Origin of the sequence: Rhodococcus sp. IEGM 1318 (assembly GCF_033142465.1) — a bacterium.
Classification (GTDB): Bacteria; Actinomycetota; Actinomycetes; order Mycobacteriales; family Mycobacteriaceae; genus Rhodococcus_F; species Rhodococcus_F qingshengii_B.
Map to the genome: position 1 here is coordinate 479,756 of NZ_JAWLSC010000001.1, position 16,968 is coordinate 496,723.

Below are 16,968 nucleotides of genomic sequence, written 5' to 3' on the forward strand. Positions count from 1 at the left end.
CTTTGTTAACCGCGGGGGTTGACAAAGGCGCACAGCGGGTGGGGACTACTGCGGCATCAGCACCGAATCGATGAGGTAGACGGTGGCGTTTGCGGTCTTGACTCCACCGCAGACGACGGTTGCGTCGTTGACCTTGATGTTGTCACCGGATCCGGTGACGGTGACTGTTCCGCCCTCGGCGGTGGGGTGAGTTCCGTCGATTGCGTCAGGGGCGATCTGGCCGGGAACCACGTGGTAGGTGAGGATCTTGGTCAGCGTGGCGCTGTCCGTCTTGAGGCTGTCGATCGTGGCGGGGTCGATCTTGGCGAATGCCGAGTCGATCGGTGCAAAGACGGTGAACTCGCCACCGTTGAGAGTGTCGACCAAGTTGACGTCCGGGTTGAGCTGGCCGGAGACCGCAGCGGTCAAGGTGGTGAGCAACGGATTGTTGGATGCCGCTGTGGCAACCGGATCCTGGGCCATTCCGCTGACCGATCCGGCGCCGCTCGGCACTGCAGCGGCGTAGTCGGCACAACCGGCACCGACCAGATCAGAAGCGGGCTCTGCCATCGCGCTGCTGGGAGACATGCTCGATCCCATGGGCGAAGACGTCATGGCGGCGCTCGAGGTGTCCGTCGACGAATCGTTGTCGTCGGAGGAGCAACCGACTACGCCGAAGACGGCGAAAGAGGCTGCTGCGGTGACTGCCAGAACTCGAGTAGAGGTGTTCATGGGTCTGCCTTCCTGAAGGGATGTGCTGAGGTGCACTGTCAGAAGGCATTCGGAGTCGGTTGTCGACAGGATGGGTCGGTGTCGGAAATTCTTTTCACGAACTGATGTGGGCATGCAAAAGCCCCCGAAAACTCTCGGGGGCCTTGTGCTCTCGACCTGCGTGTATCAGGACGCTATGCGAGTGGTGCGACGGTGGCGTGCGTGTAGTTCACGTTCGGTTTCCGACATTCCGCCCCAGATCCCGTACGGCTCGGCGACGGTCAGCGCGTGGCTACGGCACTGCATCAGCACCGGGCACTGACGGCACATTTCTTTTGCGTGGGTTTCGCGCTGGGCACGTGCTCTACCGCGTTCGCCATCGGGATGGAAGAACATCGAGGAGTCGACTCCGCGGCACAGACCGTGCATCTGCCAGTCCCAGATGTCTGCGTTGGGGCCTGGAAGGTGATTCGGTGCAGGCATGTTGACTCCTTACTGCAAGCTCGCGTTGATCAACGAGCGGACCAAGTTGCCCGGAGGTTATCCGGGCCTTCTGAATCGTTCACGCTTGCTAACCGTAAGGGTGCTGAGTAAATCGCGTCAATAGGCTCGTTCAGTGGTGATCGGCATATATCGAAATGCGAGAGTTAACGAAGTGTATATTTACATTTCCAGTCCTTCGTGCGTTGCCTTGCGCCGATGTTGGAATCGGGTCGATCGAGGTGCTGACCGGAAAGTCTGGCTGCTCGAGATGCGAAACCCACAGATCAGGGATATGTTTGCTGCTGACCGCCCGGCGGAATCACTCAGACATTCGGCTCGGTTTGCGTCATTTGTCCGATATTGAGCGGGTGGGGTTGTGCTCCATTTCGGGACTTAGTGCCCAAGTTTCAACTAGGACGTCTGTCCAATAAGTAATGCGCAGTTAACGTCACGGATATATGCCCGTTAAATATCATTACGAGTACATTTGGCAAATCTCAGTTGAATATCTGATTAACTCCGACAAACTTGCCTTTTCGCGTTTCTGTGCCACTTATGGCATCGGTCGGGCGCTTGTCTGCTGGGCTGCTGCGATGATCTACCTGTGTCGAGTCCTGAGCGCCCTGAAACAGCTGTACGATCCAAGACCCTCGAGTCCGCCGCATTCGGCGCGGATCCGGACCTCGACCGGCTCCCGGCGCCTGGCTCCACCCGGGATTGGTGGACAACGGCAGTGGTTCTGGGTGGTCAGGGGTACTACGCCAGAGCGCGGGCGGCCTTGGATGTCCTGGACCGGCGCACCGCGGGGTTCTCGACGCATTCGGATCGAGTCCTTGCCTCTCTGTCTGCCAGCACGAGAGCGTCGTTTCTTCGTCAAAGCGGACGCCATGCGCTCGCAGCCACGTGCGACGGGCGCGCACTCGCGATAGTCGACGGGCCGCCTGTCAACCCGGAGGCTGCCTGTGATGCGCTGACCGGTCTGGCTGCGGACGCCCTCGGCTGCGGCCGGCTTCCGCTGGGCTGGCGGCTGTTGGGGGAGTGTCGGCGTCGTCTCGACGACGGTGCTCTGGTTGTCGACGGTGGGCTGTGGCGGCAGGAAATTCGGATCCAATGGGTCTCGGCGGAACTGGCTCTGGCGGGAGGTGACTTCACGCGCGCCCGCAGACACGCAGAACGCGCCGTCGAATTGTCAGGGGAATCGGAGTCTGTCCGGCACCGCGTGAAGTCGGATCTCTTGCGCAGCGCCGCTCTGACCGGAACAGACTCAAGCGCGGCCGTGGAGTCGGCAGTGGATGTGCTCGCACGGTGTCAGCAGTACGGCCTGCTGCCCCTGGCCTGGGCGTCGTCGATGTTGATCGAGGGTGTGAGCGGTGGGAGGACCTCGCCGAGCGCCCGTGAGATCGGCGATCTGATTGCGAGCCGTGGTGGATCACTCCTACCTTTGTCGTAGCCGCCCCACCGAAGTCTCAGGTGAACATTCCAGACAGGGGTGATTCGATATCGCGACTGCTGGGCGGGCATGCGGAGACCAGCCGGTCCGGATGGTTACTCTTAGAGGGTTCCGCTGAGAGCGGGAGCACACCCGCTCGGGAGGTGCCACTGTAACGCCAGGATTTTCGCTGACGATGACAAATACGAGCGATGAGTTGGACACCGCGGTCGCCGCTGCTGCGCAGGGCGACCGTACAGCTCTAGCTTTGGTTCTGGAGAACATCCGACCGATGGTGGTGCGCTACTGCCGCGGTCGAGTGGGTGCGGCCGAGCGGGGACACCTGTCCGCTGACGACGTCGCACAGGAAGTGTGTCTGGCCGTGATGACCGCACTGCCGCGTTATCAAGACCAGGGACGCCCGTTCATGGCCTTTGTGTACGGAATTGCGGCACACAAGGTTGCGGACGCACATCGAAGTTCCGCCCGTAACAAGTCGGAGCCCGTTTCCGAAGTACCGGATGTAATAGCACTGGATGATGGTCCCGAACAGCGAGCACTCGATTCGGAGTCCAGCAGACAGATGCACGAACTGCTCGGCACACTTCCGGAGAAGCATCGAGAAATCTTGATACTTCGCCTGGTGGTCGGGATGTCGGCCGAGGAAACGGCCGTCGCCGTCGGTAGTACCGCCGGAGCTGTACGAGTCGCTCAGCACAGGGCGATCGCGAAACTGAAAAAAGAAGTAACGAAAGCAGGTGAGAGCTTTGGCTAGAGACGAGGGGCGTGACGCTTCGAATCTCGGTGATCTCGCCGACGACGGTACGCCAGTGGACTTGGCTGCGGTTCGGCGTGACGATGCGCTGATCGAATCCATTTCGAGTGGTGGACCGGTAGCAACCGATAGCACCGAACAGTACGAACTTGCGTTGATTCTCTCGCAATGGCGTGACGATGTCGTTGCGACTCCGATGCCCGAGGGTCCGTTGTTGGACGATGTCATCGCTGCGATCACAGCGACGCCGTCCGGCTTCTCCGATCGTCAGCGTTCACGTTCCCGTTCCCGATTGCGTGTGGTCCGCCCGATCGCCGCCGCCGCAGCTGTGGCAGCAGTGGTCTTCGGTGGCGCCACGGCGATGGCGTACGACGCCCAGCCCGGCGATGCTCTCTGGGGCGTCAAGCAGGTCGTCTTCACCGACGAGGCAAACTCGACGGTGGCGAAGATCGACACGACGTCCGAGCTGGAAAAGGCCGAACGCTTGTTGGCTGCCGGAGACATTCCCGCGGCAAAGATGGTGCTGGACAACGCAGCTCACCGTGCCGATGCGGTCAAGGACTCGCAGGACAAGACCGACCTCGTCGAGCGTTGGGGCAAGTTGATGACGCAGGTCCAGGAGACCACGTCACCCTTGGCGCCGCCCCCGACGAGTGGTCAGCCGGCTGCACCGTCGACTTTGAACACGGCGATTCCTGGCTCCTCGGTCAAGCCGGTCAGCCCACAGGGCCCGGGCGGACCGACGAGTTCGACCAAACCGGATCCGGGAGTACAGCTGCAGTCGCCGCCCACCTCGGTGTCCTCGGCACCGCCGACCTCGTTGCCGACAACAACCACGACTACAACGACCACCACCACGACAACGACGTCTCTGGCACCTGCCTCGTCGCCGTCCGGTGATTTCTCGTCACCCCCGCCCTGAGATCCCAGGCGTGAGATCCCAGCCCTGATCGGCATCGTTCCTATCTGACTTCATACGAAAGTGGCCGACAAGCAATTGCTTGTCGGCCACTTTCGTATGACTTGGTGAGGTTTCGCTCAGCTGTCGAAACCGTCGCCGTGCATCGCCTCGTTCATCGACGCGTCGGCGTATCCACGGCAGTAGTCCCACGTGACATATGCCTCAGGCATCGGGTCGTAGGCAGGCTCGTGGGGGCGGACGGTTCCGTCCACGAGCAGCTGCAGCAGGTTTGCGCGCAGCATGTCCCAGTCGTGGTAGTGATCTTGTTGGCAGTCCTCGCAGCAGACTACGAGACCGCGGATACCGCGGTGAGCGAGGAGTGCCTCGTATACAGCGAGGTCAGCGAGATCCTCCTCGACCGCTTGGCGTTCGTGGGGGTCGAGTGGTTGGCCCGGCTCGATGGCATCGAGAGCCGCGGAGGGGTCAGCTGGGTCGCCGGCGAAGGGATCTGGCGGCAGACCGGGGGGCAGTTGATCACGCACAGCACCACGGTACGCAGGTCAGGGGGGTCAGCGCCACTTGTTACGCGTACCCGCAGCGTGGGTGGGATGGTTCGGACCTTTGAGTGAGCCGATACCATGGTGTGCAACGCCGGGAAAAGGTGCCAGGAATTTCTTTCTGTGCAGGCGCCTTCTATCCGATATCCAGCTTTCGTAATCCGTTTCGAGGCGACTGCTACAGCGGTCGCCCTGGGCGAATCTAGGTCCATGGAGGGTCCTGACCGCATGAGTAGTTCTGCAGGACATGTACACACCGGAGGAGACGACCCCAACAAGGTCGCGATGCTGGGACTGACATACGACGACGTGCTGCTGTTGCCTGCTGCGTCCGACGTCATCCCGAGCCAGGTCGACACGTCCAGTCAACTGACCCGCGACATCCGTCTGCGGATTCCGTTGGTCAGTTCTGCGATGGACACCGTCACCGAGTCGCGTATGGCAATCGCCATGGCACGCGCCGGCGGCATGGGTGTTCTGCACCGCAACTCGTCGGTTGAGGTCCAGGCAGGACAGGTCGAGACGGTCAAGCGTTCCGAGGCCGGCATGGTGACCGATCCCGTCACGTGCAAGCCGACCGACACGATGGGTGAGGTCGACGCGAAGTGCGCTCGTTTCCGCATCTCGGGTCTGCCGGTCACCGACGACGCCGGCCAGCTGGTTGGCATCGTCACGAACCGGGACATGCGCTTCGAGGTCGACCAGAACCGCCCGGTCGCGGAGATCATGACCAAGATGCCGCTGATCACCGCTCAGGAAGGCGTCACCGCTGACGTAGCACTGGGCCTTCTTCGTCGGCACAAGATCGAGAAGCTGCCGATCGTCGACGGCAACGGCAAGCTCACCGGTCTGATCACGGTCAAGGACTTCGTCAAGACCGAGCAGCATCCCGACGCCACCAAGGACCGTGACGGTCGACTGCTCGTCGGCGCTGCAGTCGGTGCAGGCGACGACGCCTTCCAGCGCGCGATGGCGCTCACCGATGCCGGTGTGGACGTACTCGTGGTTGACAGTGCGCACGGGCATTCCTCCAACGTTCTCGACATGATCGCCAAACTCAAGCGTGAACTGGGTGAGCGGGTTCAGATCATCGGTGGCAACGTCGCTACGCGCGCGGGTGCTCTGGCACTGGTCGAAGCCGGCGTCGATGCCGTCAAGGTCGGAGTCGGTCCTGGTTCCATCTGCACCACCCGCGTCATCGCCGGTGTCGGTGCCCCTCAGGTCACGGCCATCCTGGAAGCGGTCGCCGCGTGCAAGCCTCTCGGTGTGCCCGTCATCGCTGACGGTGGACTCCAGTTCTCCGGTGACATCGCGAAGGCACTCGCCGCGGGTGCGTCGACGGCCATGCTGGGTTCACTCCTGGCCGGTACCGCTGAATCGCCCGGCGAACTGATTCTGGTCGGCGGCAAGCAGTTCAAGAGCTACCGCGGCATGGGTTCGCTCGGCGCGATGCAGTCGCGTGGCGAGGCCAAGTCGTACTCCAAGGACCGGTACTTCCAGGACGACGTACTTTCCGAGGACAAGTTGGTTCCGGAAGGCATCGAAGGACGTGTTCCGTTCCGTGGCCCGCTCTCCCAGGTGACGCATCAGCTCACCGGTGGTCTGCGTGCTGCCATGGGCTACACGGGGTCGGCGACGATCGAGCACCTGCAGAACGCTCAGTTCGTCCAGATCACGGCGGCCGGTTTGAAGGAAAGCCATCCGCACGACATCACGATGACTGTCGAAGCACCCAACTACACCGCTCGTTAGCAACCAGTACACGAGAAAGGGGCGCGCGTGCGCGACCTCGTTGAGATTGGCATGGGTCGAACGGCCCGACGTACCTACGAGTTGGACGATGTGAACATCGTTCCCTCCCGGCGAACCCGTTCGTCGAAGGAGGTGTCGACTGCTTGGCAGCTCGACGCTTACAGGTTCGACATTCCAGTCCTCGCACATCCCACCGACGCGTTGGTCTCGCCGACCTTCGCGATCGAGCTGGGTAAGCGCGGCGGCCTCGGTGTCATCAACGGTGAAGGCCTGTGGGGCCGTCACCCCGATGTCGAGGAGAAGCTCCGGCGTCTCGTAGAGATCGCCGAGAAGGACGGTGGGGTCGACGCGGCCATCCGCTACTTGCAGGAGCTGCACGCGGCGCCGCTGCAGGCGGGCCTTCTGGCTGCTGCGGTGGCGCAGGTCCGTGATTCGGGGGTCACCACTGCCGTTCGGGTCAGCCCGCAGAATGCGCGCGCACTGACGCCCGAGCTGATCAAGGCGGGAATCGACCTCCTGGTCGTCCACGGCACGATCATCTCGGCCGAGCACGTCGTGCACACCGAGCAGGAACCGCTCAACCTCAAGACGTTCATCTCGGAACTCGACGTTCCGGTTGTCGCGGGTGGGGTCAGTGACCACCGCACCGCGCTGCACCTGATGCGTACCGGCGCTGCCGGTGTCATCGTCGGGTACGGCTCCACCGAGGGTGCAACCACCACCGGTGAGGTATTGGGTATCGGTGTTCCGATGGCCACGGCCATTGCCGACGCTGCAGCAGCCAGGCGCGACTACCTCGACGAGACGGGTGGACGCTACGTCCACGTCATCGCCGACGGTGACATCGCAACTTCGGGTGATCTGGCGAAGGCCATCGCCTGCGGTGCCGACGCTGCCGTTCTGGGCACGCCGCTGGCAGTGTCCGCCGAGGCGCCGGGTGGCGGCTGGTACTGGCCGTCCGCTGCGGCTCATCCTTCGGTTCCGCGTGGAGCGCTTCTTCCGGTTTCCTACGGTGAGCGCCCGAGTCTGGACCAGGTCCTGAGCGGTCCGTCGGATGATCCGTACGGTTCGCTGAACTTCGTCGGTGGTCTCCGTCGGTCGATGGCCAAGGCGGGGTACTCCGACCTCAAGGAGTTCCAGAAGGTCGGGCTGACGGTCCGCGCGTAGTTTGTACCTTTCTGTGGCCCCGGTTCTTCGTGAACCGGGGCCACAGTTCGTTGTGCAGCACTTTCTTCCGTTCCTGATACTTACGGTTACGCTTATGGGGCCCCTTGTGGTGGTAGTCACAAGGGATAGGTGCATACTGGCGGGTAACTACGGTTCACGGTGGAGGTGTCCTGATGGGCAAGCAACGGGCAACGGACTACGACGTACTGATCGTCGGATCCGGGTTCGGCGGAAGCGTGAGCGCGCTTCGTCTCGTGGAGAAGGGCTACAAGGTCGGCGTCATCGAAGCCGGCCGACGGTATGCCGACGAAGATTTCGCGAAGACCAGTTGGGATCTCAAGAAGTTCCTCTGGGCTCCGAAGCTGGGTTGCTTCGGCATTCAGCGCGTGCACCTGTTGCGCGACTGCCTCATTCTCGCGGGAGCAGGCGTCGGCGGCGGGTCTCTGAACTACGCGAACACGCTTTACCAGCCTCCGGAGCCGTTCTTCCAGGACAAGCAGTGGGCGCACATCACCGACTGGCGCAGTGAACTCACGCCGTACTACGAGCAGGCTCAGAAGATGCTCGGCGTCGTCCAGAATCCGCACATGACGCCCGCTGACGAGATCATGAAGTCCGTCGCCGATGACATGGGTGTCGGCGACACGTTCATCCAGACGCCCGTCGGCGTCTACTTCGGTGAGCCGGGTAAGAAGGCGAAGGACCCGTACTTCGGCGGCGTCGGACCCGAGCGCACCGGTTGCATCGAGTGCGGCGAGTGCATGACAGGCTGCCGTCACGGAGCGAAGAACACTCTGCTCAAGAACTATCTGGGCCTTGCCGAGACAGCAGGCGCCGAGATCATTCCGATGACCACCGTGTCCGGGCTTCGTGAGGCTCGCGACGGTTCGTGGGACGTGTTTACCGAGCGAACCGGTGCATTCGGACGAAAGAACCGCCGCACCTACACGGCTGCGAACGTCATTCTCGCGGCCGGAACGTGGGGCACTCAGCATCTGCTCTTCGACATGAAGGACACCGGAGCGCTGCCCAAGCTCTCCGACAAGCTCGGCGAGCTGACTCGAACGAACTCCGAATCCATTGTCGGCGCAGGCAAGTACAAGGTCGATCCCGCACTCGACCTGACCCGCGGAGTGGCGATCACGTCGTCGTTCCACCCGAGCAGTGACACCCACATCGAGCCGGTCCGCTACGGCAAGGGATCCAACGCGATGGGCCTGTTGCAGACCTTGATGACGGACGGCGGCGGCAAGACGCCGCGATGGATCAAGTTCCTCGGTGTGGTCGCGAGGAATCCGTACCAGATGTTGCGCATGTTGACGGTCAAGGACTGGAGCGAGCGCACGATCATTGCGTTGGTCATGCAGAACCTCGACAACTCCATCACCACGTACACGAAGAAGGGCTTGTTCGGTCGACGCAAGGTCACCAGCAAGCAGGGCCACGGTCAGCCGAACCCGACGTGGATTCCGGAGGGCAACGAGGCGACGCGTCGAGTTGCTGCGAAGATCGACGGCGTCGCAGGCGGTACGTGGGGCGAGATCTTCAATGTTCCGCTGACGGCGCACTTCCTCGGCGGTTGCGCTATCGCGTCGGATTCCGATCACGGGGTCATCGATCCCTACCACCGCGTCTACGGCTACCCGACGCTCAGCGTCGTCGACGGCGCAGCGGTCTCGGCCAATCTCGGCGTGAATCCGTCGCTGACCATTGCCGCTCAGGCCGAGCGCTCGGCCTCGCTGTGGCCGAACAAGGGGGAGACGGACTTGCGTCCCGCCCAGGGCAGCGGCTACGAGCGTTTGGCTCCGATCGCACCCAAGTCGCCCGTGGTGCCGGCGTCGGCTCCGGCCGCGCTGGTTCTGCCGATCGTGAAGATCACCGGCGGCAAGACGGCTACCACAGTTCCGGTGGAGCCTGCAGCCGGATAGTTCACCGAGAACGGAAAAGGGGCGTGTCGTCGAAGATTCGACGACACGCCCCTTTTGCAGTCTCAGATCGTCAGCCTCCTAGCGACCCGAACAGGGTGCCGAGGTCGAGGCTGCCGTTTCCGCCGCCGGGTCCGCCGTCCGTATCACCGGGGACGGTCAGGGTCTGCGGCGCGGATGCGGAGGACGTGTAGCCCGATGCGCCCACGAATTCGGCGGTGACACTGTAGGTCCCGGAGTTGTAGAACGTCGCCGGTACCGTTGCGACACCGTTGACCACGTCGACCGGTCCGCCGATGAGGGTGTCACCGACCTTGAACTGGACCTTGCCCGTGGCGCCGGACGGATCGACCGTTGCCTTGAGCGTCACGGGGGTGTTCTTCTGAACAGTTCCGACGGCGTCGAGAACCGTGGTCGTCTCGACGTCGGCCGGAGCCGGAGTCGTCACACTGACCGGGAATGCCGGGGCAGCGGACGGCGCGAATCCGGGTGAGCCCATGAACTTCGCGACAACCTTGTGCGTTCCGGTCGAGGTGAAGGTGTACGGAGCGATGGCAACTCCGTCGGTTCCGACCGTGCCACTGACCGTTTCGGTGCCGTCGACGATGAAGTCGACGGTCCCGCCGGTACCCTGCGGATCGACCTTGGCCGTGAGGTTGACGTCCTGACCGACCTTCGCGGTCGACGGCGAAACCGTTGTGGTACTGGTCACGGCGTCAGGCGGTGCATCGGTCGTGACGGTCACGATCTTGGCCGACGCCGACGTCGACGCCAGGAACCCGGGGGCTCCGCTGTAGCTCGCGGTGATGGAGTGCGGTCCGTCCTCGGTGAAGGTCGGGGAGATGCTGGCCGACCCTCCGGTTACCGGCACCGCGTCCTCGAGTGGATTGTCGCCGTCGAAGAACTGGACGGTTCCGCCGGTTGCGCCGCCACTGATGTTGGCTGACAGCGTGACCGGCGTTCCGTTCTTGGCGTTGGCCGGTCCGACGACCGTCGTGGTGGTTGCCTTGTCCGCCTCGATGATTCGCGTGGTGGCGAGGGGGCCTGCGCCGCTGTTGAGCGGGCCGTTTTCGGCGTCACGCGGGGTGCACCGCGTGGGCGCCCAGGCGGTGATGACCAGGGTGGCCTTGGGGAGGAACGTGAGGAAGTTGCGATCGTTGTTCCACGCTCCTGCGCTACCGCCGGTGCGTACCTTCATGGCTACCTCGCCCGAGTCGCCGGCCTTGAGAACTGCCTTGACCTGGGGGAGCTGGAACTGGGTGTATCCGTCGGCATTGTTGGAGCCGTCGACGTTCTTTCCGGTTGCCTTGACGACGATTCCGCCCTCGGAGCTGGTGCTGGAACTCGGGCTGTTTCCGATGACCTGGTTGTTTCCGGAGAGACGCAGAATCGTCCCGTTGGGATCGACGTTGCCGTTCTCGTTGACGCGCAGGATGTTCGGCGCGACACCGCTGAGCCCTGCCGAAGTTCCGGGAACGATGGTGGCTTCCAACAAGGTGGCGTTCGCAGGAACGTCGACGTCGACCTTGATACGGGAGACGTTCTGGACGGTCGCCCCCGAAGCGGAGCCGGGAAAGGCGATGGGACCAGGTTGGATGGTGACCTCGAAGGTTTCACCGGCTCCGATGGATTCCGGTGCGTCGACGATGACCGAGCCGGACTGTGACTGCGTGGTCGGACCGGCGACAGCGGACGGGGTTGCCAGGCAACTCGTTCCGAAGGTTGTTGTCACCGGGGTCGCTGATGCGGGGATTCCCGCGAGGATGACGCCACTGGCGAGTGCCGTGGCGGCGATCGGCGCCGCGATGCGACGTCTGGAGTACACGAACATGGATTCTCCTGAGCTGGGTACGGGAGTGGTGTCCAAAGCTGATGTGGGGGACTAGCTTCCGAAGAGCGGGATGAGGCCGCTGAGTGAACCGGTGTCCACGCTTCCGCTGCCGCCGTCGGTCGGTGCGGTGCCGACCTGCACGACCGTCGGGCCGGAGACGGAGTTCTTCCAACCGGCGTCGCCGACGAAGTTGGCAGTGAGGCCGAACGTTCCCTCGTCGTCGAAGGTGTGCGTGAGCGTCGCGACTCCGTTGACGACGGCAACGGGTGCGCCGATGGGCGTCGTGCCGGACTTGAACTGGATCATTCCGTTTGCTGTCCCGGGTGCAACGGTGGCCTTGAGCTGCAATGCCTTTCCGACCTGAGCCGCGCCGCTGACGGTCAGGGACGTCGTGGTGTCGGCGCGAGCGGGTTCGGGATCGGTCACGTTCACCGTGAACGACGTGGACGTGGAGCCGATGAATCCGGTTCCGCCGGAGAACTCTGCCGTCACGGCTGCAGCGCCCGCTGATGCGAAGGTGTGCGGGAGGATCGCGACGCCGTCACCCGTGCCGACCGGTGCGGTACCGACCTCGGCGCCGTCGACCTTGAACGTCACGGTTCCGCTGCTCGGGATGGGGGAGACGGTGGCCGAGAGGTTGGTCGGTTCACCGACAACAGCGGTGAGTGGTTCGACAACTGTGGTCGTGGTTCCCCAGTCGGGATCGCTGACGTCGAGTTGGGTTGCGGTGGAGACGGAATCGCCGTAGCCGGCCTCGCCGGTGAACCCTGCGGTGAAGCTGTGGGTGCCCGAAGCGTCGTAGCTGCGGGTCAGGGAAGCCGTTCCGTTGACAACAGCGACCGGTGCGCCGAGGTTGGTGTCGCCGTCTTTGAACTGCACCGTGCCCACGGCGTTTGCCGGTGTGACGACAGCGCTCACGGTGATGTTGTCACCTACCAGCGCGGCGTTCGGGGCCGAGATCGTGGTGGTGGTGTCCGCGGAGACGTCGACGGTCTGGACTCCGGAGGTCGAGCTGTGGAATCCCGGACCGGCGTTGTACGCGGCGGTGATGTCGTGGGCGCCGACGCTGTCGAAGGTGTGGGAGAGAGTGGCGCTACCGCCCGAGACCGGGACCGGTGACCCGATGTCGTTGCCGCCGTCCTTGAACTGGACGGTGCCCGTCGCGTCGGACGGCGCAACTGTCGCGGTCAGGTCGACCGGTGTGCCGACCTTCGCCGTTGCCGGTGCAACCAGTGTGGTTCCGGTGGTGACAGACGGGTCGACTACCTGGACGTTGACGTTGATCGGGTTGAGGCCCTGCTGTGTGCTGAAGGCGTTGACGTCGAAGAGCATGCCGCTGTCGTACGTCCCGAATGCTGTGCCGACAGGGACCGTGTAGGTCGCTTCCAGCGTGACGGGTTGGTTCTTCTTGACGACGAATCCACCGACCAGGAAGGTGCAGCCGCTCGAGCACTTCGCGGAGACTCCGCCATCTGATTCGTTGCTGATCGTGGCCCGCGTGGTCACACCCAGGTAGGTGGCCTTCGCGCTGCCCGGCACGAGGACGAATCCAGCAGGCGGGATGTCACGGATCTTCGCGATCGAACGTTCGATGCCGCTTTCGTTGTGCTTGATCTCGGTCTTGTACGTGACCGTGTCGCCTGGGTGAACTGCCGCGTTCCCGATGACGCTCTTCGTGAAGATCAGGTTGTCGGTCGTGCCGGTGAAGCTGGTCGGCGGGGCTTCGTCAGCAGTGGCCGGCGTGCCGAGGACTAGAAGTCCGGCGGCAGCCGTCACGGCCGCGACGGGTATGGCGAGTCGCCTGAGAAACGGACGCACAAATCCTCCTGCGGGGATGAGCGCCGTTCGGCGGCGCCGGCCGTCTGCGATCGTGATCCTGATCACTTGACGGGCGAGATTACCTTTGCTGGACGTTTGGTTCAGGCGAATCGGTCAAACGTCCAGAAAATTCACCCTTCATCCATTTCGGGCCCTGGCCTGCGATGATGCCGCCGAATTGATTGCCGAAGCTAAGGTGCAGACGGTTGAGGTGTCGTTGACCTGGACGATGGTCTAGGTCGACGTGAGGTCGCCTCGTAGTTCTGAAGGTCAGGCTTTGTCGTGACGTACATCGCGCCTGCTCGGCCGAGGACTGGGCTGAGTCCATGCGTGCGCAGAAGCGCTGGCTGCGGCGATTAGACTGCACCTGTGGCAGATATCGAGCAGCAGAGACCAGTTCTTGTCGTCGACTTCGGAGCGCAGTACGCGCAGTTGATCGCACGCCGAGTTCGCGAAGCCAAGGTCTACTCGGAGGTGATTCCGCACACCACGACCGTCGAGGAGATCGTGGCCAAGAACCCCTTGGCTGTTGTGCTCTCGGGTGGGCCCTCGAGTGTCTACGCAGACGGTGCTCCCAAGCTTGATCCCGCACTTTTTGATCACGACATCCCGGTTTTCGGAATCTGCTACGGATTCCAGGCGATGGCAGGCGCCCTCGGCGGCACCGTTGCCGAGACCGGCACCCGCGAATACGGCCGTACCGACATTGCGGTATCCGGCGGATTGCTCCACGACGGCCTTCCCGCGACGCAGCCCGTATGGATGAGCCACGGCGACGCCGTTACCGAAGCGCCTTCCGGCTTCGAGGTGACCGCGACCAGTGATGGTGCTCCCGTCGCAGCGTTCGAGGACCGCGCCCGCAAGCTCGCCGGTGTGCAGTACCACCCGGAGGTTCTGCATTCACCGCACGGTCAGCAGGTCTTGAGCCGCTTCCTGCACGAGATCGCAGGCATCCCGGCGGCGTGGACTGCATCCAACATCGCCGACGCGCTGATCGAGCAGGTTCGCGAGCAGGTCGGAGACGGACACGCCATCTGTGGTCTGTCCGGTGGCGTCGACTCCGCTGTTGCCGCCGCGCTTGTTCAGCGCGCGATCGGCGACCGGTTGACATGCGTCTTCGTCGATCACGGTTTGATGCGCGCCGGTGAGCGCACACAGGTCGAGCAGGATTTTGTCGCGGCAACCGGCGCTCGCCTGATCACGGTGGATGCTGCCGACACCTTCATCGGTGAGCTGGCAGGCGTCACCGATCCCGAGACCAAGCGCAAGATCATCGGCCGCGAGTTCATTCGCAGCTTCGAAGGCGCAGTCAGTGATGTTCTGGGCGAGAACGCATCTCACGGTGCGACCGTCGACTTCCTCGTCCAGGGCACCCTGTACCCGGACGTCGTGGAGTCCGGCGGCGGCACGGGAACCGCAAACATCAAGAGCCACCACAACGTCGGCGGACTTCCGGAAGACTTGCAGTTCAAGTTGGTCGAACCGCTGCGTCTGCTGTTCAAGGACGAGGTCCGTGCAGTCGGACGCGAACTCGGCTTGCCGGAAGAGATCGTCGGGCGCCAGCCGTTCCCCGGCCCCGGGCTCGGTATCCGCATCATCGGTGAGGTCACCCGTGATCGCCTCGAGATCTTGCGTCAGGCAGATTCCATTGCGCGCGAAGAGCTTACGTCTGCAGGCCTGGACGGAACGATCTGGCAGTGCCCGGTGGTTCTCCTCGCCGACGTCCGAAGCGTGGGTGTGCAGGGCGACGGCCGTACGTACGGTCATCCGATCGTGCTGCGTCCGGTCTCCAGTGAAGACGCGATGACCGCGGACTGGACGCGTCTGCCTTACGAGACACTCGAGCGCATCTCGACTCGAATCACCAACGAGGTTGCGGACGTTAACCGGGTAGTCCTCGACGTGACGAGCAAGCCGCCGGGAACTATCGAGTGGGAGTAAAATCTACTGTGCGCCTTTTATTAACCCCCCCGCGGTTAATAAAAGGCGCACAGTAGTTTTACTTGCGGTTGCGCCGATTCGGCAGAATCACCAGCAAGAGTCCTGCCACGACGGCGGCACCGACGAACAGCCAACGGAATTGAATGTTCGCTGCCGGCGCCAGGGAGAACGGCCCGACCAACGCCCACACACTGACCAGTAGTGCGGCCAGCCCGGCGATCAGCAGAAGTGCCGAGGGGCGCTTGGATTCTCGGGTGTCGTCCTGGTCTGTGGTCTCGTCGTAGTCGCTCATGATTGCGTCACTTTCAGACTGCCGAACGTGGCTTTGGCGTTGATGGTCAGGGTGGGAGAGTCCGGTGTCACCTCGCGGCCCTGATGCACCCCGCCGTCGAGGCAACCGGATCCGTCACCCATGACGACGGTGCAACTGTTCTTGACGTTGACGGTTGGTGGCACCATGACGGTGAACTCGCCGAACGACGCCGCGACGTCGATGGTCTTGTCCTCGGTGAACTCGACCCCGTTGAGGTCGAGAGTGAAGCTTCCGAAGGCTCCCGAGTACGACGGTTCCAACTCGGAAGCTGTTGCCGGAGTCCATCTTTGCTCACCCGAGGCGTCGAACTCTATGGGATAGACCAACGAGGCGAGAAGTACGAAACCCACGAGTGGTCCGGTGACGACCAGCAGGCCGTACCCCTTGCGGAAAAATGCCCCGAGGATCAGGCCGAGTGCGATGACGGCGAGTCCGACAGCACCGACTCGGCCGGGAGTGAACCAGTCGTTGCCGGTTGCGGCGCCCGCTGCCCCGGTGACGGCGGCGACGATGATTGCGAGTCCGAGGACCGTCAGTGTCCAACGCGAGCGACGCTTACGTGGAGGCAACGGAAGTAGCGGTGTCGCCTTGACTGCCGGATCCGGTAGATCCCAGGCGAACGGAGCAACGCCGAGTGGATCCCAGGACGGCGGCGTGATGGCGGCCTCACCGATCACCTCGGTCGGATTGGTGTTGACCGAAGCGCTCGGGTCCTTCGCGAGGTTGATCGTTGGATGACCTGCCTGAGATTGTGGTGACTGCTGCGGCTGGTCGTCCGGTCGTTCCTCGGGTACGTAGCTGTCGGGGAGTTTGGTGTAGGGCGTGTACACGGGAGGCTGATTGGGCGCGAAGTATCCGGGAGTGAACGGCCCAGGCGTGAATCCGGTGCCTGGATACGCGGTACCTGCGCCGACATACGGCGACGTGTTCTGCGGCAGCGCGGGCGGGACGGGCGCTCGCTGGTAGAGCAGCCACAGGCCACCGACCATCAGGATCAGCCCGATGAGTCCGGAACCGCCCAGACCGACTCCGACGGGGCCGACAGTCGTAGCAGCGATAGCGAGGGCCACCAACAAGACGATGGTCTTGGTACTGGAATCGGAACTGTGTCCGCGGCCCATCAACGACTGCGCGGGCGACGATCCGTCACCGGCGCGGGCAAGTACCAACCAGCCGGCGAGGTAGAGGAGGATGCCAGAGCCACCGAAAATGGTGGACGCGACAAACGCCACGCGTACGAGAACGGGGTCGATGCCGTACCGGTATCCGATTCCGGCGCATACCCCGGCCACGTGACCTTGTGCCGGCAGACGCACGGGGCGGGTCCGCCACAGATCCTGGATCTGTTCTTGGAAAGTCGGATTGTTCATGAATCAATCCTGGCTT

The 16,968-nt window shown here is 63.2% G+C and carries 14 protein-coding genes; 7 read left to right on the plus strand and 7 right to left on the minus strand.

Annotation, left to right across the window (positions count from 1 at the left end; all coding sequences use genetic code 11):
• Window positions 1-45: 45 nt before the first annotated feature.
• Both R4P65_RS02215 and R4P65_RS02220 read right to left on the minus strand, forming a co-directional pair.
• On the minus strand, window positions 46-711 hold the full coding sequence (locus R4P65_RS02215) for a fasciclin domain-containing protein (protein WP_230812285.1): 666 nt from the start codon (window positions 709-711) through the stop codon (window positions 46-48).
• Window positions 712-876: 165 nt separating this feature from the next.
• The gene (locus R4P65_RS02220; protein WP_317825279.1) at window positions 877-1,173 is read right to left on the minus strand and encodes a WhiB family transcriptional regulator; all 297 of its coding nucleotides are present in this window, start codon (window positions 1,171-1,173) and stop codon (window positions 877-879) included.
• Window positions 1,174-1,777: 604 nt separating this feature from the next.
• Between R4P65_RS02220 and R4P65_RS02225 the strand changes: the two genes are divergently transcribed.
• The 3 genes from R4P65_RS02225 (at window position 1,778) to R4P65_RS02235 (ending at window position 4,299) form a co-directional block, all read left to right on the plus strand.
• Window positions 1,778-2,623, plus strand: a complete 846-nt coding sequence (locus R4P65_RS02225) for a hypothetical protein (RefSeq protein ID WP_317825280.1) — start codon at window positions 1,778-1,780, stop codon at window positions 2,621-2,623.
• Window positions 2,624-2,798: 175 nt separating this feature from the next.
• Window positions 2,799-3,377: a sigma-70 family RNA polymerase sigma factor gene (locus R4P65_RS02230; protein WP_003940953.1), complete on the plus strand. Its 579-nt coding sequence runs from the start codon at window positions 2,799-2,801 to the stop codon at window positions 3,375-3,377.
• Window positions 3,361-4,299 (plus strand): anti-sigma-D factor RsdA, encoded by a 939-nt coding sequence (locus R4P65_RS02235; RefSeq protein ID WP_230812288.1) that lies wholly within the window; start codon window positions 3,361-3,363, stop codon window positions 4,297-4,299. The genes R4P65_RS02230 and R4P65_RS02235 overlap by 17 nt, the downstream gene beginning before the upstream one ends.
• Before the next feature lie 116 nt (window positions 4,300-4,415).
• Here the strand turns inward: R4P65_RS02235 and R4P65_RS02240 are convergent, their stop codons facing one another.
• Window positions 4,416-4,820: a DUF5319 domain-containing protein gene (locus R4P65_RS02240; protein ID WP_003940777.1), complete on the minus strand. Its 405-nt coding sequence runs from the start codon at window positions 4,818-4,820 to the stop codon at window positions 4,416-4,418.
• A 243-nt stretch (window positions 4,821-5,063) separates the two neighbouring features.
• Between R4P65_RS02240 and guaB the strand changes: the two genes are divergently transcribed.
• The 3 genes from guaB (at window position 5,064) to R4P65_RS02255 (ending at window position 9,682) form a co-directional block, all read left to right on the plus strand.
• Window positions 5,064-6,587 (plus strand): IMP dehydrogenase, encoded by a 1,524-nt coding sequence (gene guaB, locus R4P65_RS02245; protein ID WP_003940903.1) that lies wholly within the window; start codon window positions 5,064-5,066, stop codon window positions 6,585-6,587.
• A 27-nt stretch (window positions 6,588-6,614) separates the two neighbouring features.
• Window positions 6,615-7,754: a GuaB3 family IMP dehydrogenase-related protein gene (locus R4P65_RS02250; protein ID WP_003940976.1), complete on the plus strand. Its 1,140-nt coding sequence runs from the start codon at window positions 6,615-6,617 to the stop codon at window positions 7,752-7,754.
• A 173-nt stretch (window positions 7,755-7,927) separates the two neighbouring features.
• The gene (locus tag R4P65_RS02255) at window positions 7,928-9,682 is read left to right on the plus strand and encodes a GMC oxidoreductase (protein ID WP_230812289.1); all 1,755 of its coding nucleotides are present in this window, start codon (window positions 7,928-7,930) and stop codon (window positions 9,680-9,682) included.
• 70 nt (window positions 9,683-9,752) lie between these two features.
• Here the strand turns inward: R4P65_RS02255 and R4P65_RS02260 are convergent, their stop codons facing one another.
• Together R4P65_RS02260 and R4P65_RS02265 are read right to left on the minus strand one after the other, a co-directional pair.
• On the minus strand, window positions 9,753-11,510 hold the full coding sequence (locus R4P65_RS02260; protein WP_317825281.1) for an Ig-like domain-containing protein: 1,758 nt from the start codon (window positions 11,508-11,510) through the stop codon (window positions 9,753-9,755).
• Between the two features lie 51 nt (window positions 11,511-11,561).
• Window positions 11,562-13,328, minus strand: coding sequence for an Ig-like domain-containing protein (locus R4P65_RS02265; protein ID WP_317825282.1), 1,767 nt, complete (start codon window positions 13,326-13,328; stop codon window positions 11,562-11,564).
• A gap of 369 nt (window positions 13,329-13,697) precedes the next feature.
• On the opposite strand from R4P65_RS02265, the gene guaA reads away from it, so the two are divergent.
• Entirely contained in the window at window positions 13,698-15,269 is a 1,572-nt protein-coding gene (gene guaA / locus R4P65_RS02270) for a glutamine-hydrolyzing GMP synthase (RefSeq protein WP_020969072.1), read from the plus strand.
• 58 nt (window positions 15,270-15,327) lie between these two features.
• On the opposite strand, the gene R4P65_RS02275 is transcribed toward guaA, so the two are convergent.
• On the minus strand, window positions 15,328-15,561 hold the full coding sequence (locus tag R4P65_RS02275; protein ID WP_230812292.1) for a hypothetical protein: 234 nt from the start codon (window positions 15,559-15,561) through the stop codon (window positions 15,328-15,330).
• Window positions 15,558-16,952 (minus strand): PspC domain-containing protein, encoded by a 1,395-nt coding sequence (locus tag R4P65_RS02280; RefSeq protein WP_317825283.1) that lies wholly within the window; start codon window positions 16,950-16,952, stop codon window positions 15,558-15,560. Before R4P65_RS02280 ends, R4P65_RS02275 begins: the two co-directional genes overlap by 4 nt.
• Between the last annotated feature and the right edge of the window lie 16 nt (window positions 16,953-16,968).

Excerpts from the sequence above, each read along its gene's own strand:
- guaB (WP_003940903.1), top strand. The coding sequence starts at position 5,064 with ATGAGTAGTTCTGCAGGACATGTACACACCGGAGGAGACGACCCCAAC.
- R4P65_RS02220 (WP_317825279.1), bottom strand. The coding sequence starts at position 1,173 with ATGCCTGCACCGAATCACCTTCCAGGCCCCAACGCAGACATCTGGGAC.
- R4P65_RS02255 (WP_230812289.1), top strand. The coding sequence starts at position 7,928 with ATGGGCAAGCAACGGGCAACGGACTACGACGTACTGATCGTCGGATCC.
- R4P65_RS02230 (WP_003940953.1), top strand. The coding sequence starts at position 2,799 with ATGACAAATACGAGCGATGAGTTGGACACCGCGGTCGCCGCTGCTGCG.
- R4P65_RS02260 (WP_317825281.1), bottom strand. The coding sequence starts at position 11,510 with ATGTTCGTGTACTCCAGACGTCGCATCGCGGCGCCGATCGCCGCCACG.
- R4P65_RS02215 (WP_230812285.1), bottom strand. The coding sequence starts at position 711 with ATGAACACCTCTACTCGAGTTCTGGCAGTCACCGCAGCAGCCTCTTTC.
- R4P65_RS02280 (WP_317825283.1), bottom strand. The coding sequence starts at position 16,952 with ATGAACAATCCGACTTTCCAAGAACAGATCCAGGATCTGTGGCGGACC.
- R4P65_RS02275 (WP_230812292.1), bottom strand. The coding sequence starts at position 15,561 with ATGAGCGACTACGACGAGACCACAGACCAGGACGACACCCGAGAATCC.